This is a genomic window from Pseudomonas sp. SIMBA_067 (assembly GCF_046534675.1).
Classification (GTDB): domain Bacteria; phylum Pseudomonadota; class Gammaproteobacteria; order Pseudomonadales; family Pseudomonadaceae; genus Aquipseudomonas; species Aquipseudomonas putida.
The window spans coordinates 1-267 of sequence record NZ_JAWRYH010000527.1 but is presented as its reverse complement, the minus strand read 5'-3'; the positions used below and the strand labels follow the sequence as shown (position 1 = coordinate 267).

1 protein-coding gene is annotated in these 267 nt (G+C 58.4%); it reads right to left on the bottom strand.

Features of this window, described 5'->3' with window-relative positions; translation table 11 throughout:
- Positions 1 to 254: TolC family protein (locus tag SB765_RS30175; protein ID WP_410932568.1), on the bottom strand; the 254-nt coding region annotated here is incomplete at its 3' end.
- Positions 255 to 267 lie beyond the last annotated feature (13 nt).

Below are 267 nucleotides of genomic sequence, written 5' to 3'. Positions count from 1 at the left end.
AACGAAGATCGTACTGTCTGAACCGCAGAGCGGTGCGCGCTTTCCAGCGATTCACTGGCGCTGACGAAGCTGTACTGTGCCTGTTTCACCTGAGAGGTGACGCTGCCGCCGCTATAGAGTGGCAGTGAGAAGCTCAGACCCACCTGGTTAGAACCGGTAATGGAGTCAGTAGACCCCTGGCTCTGGTTCGCACGGCTGCCGCCATATTTGCTGTTCGACATGCCGGTAGAGGCCGTCAGACCCAGCGTCGGCATGTGACCAGCTTCA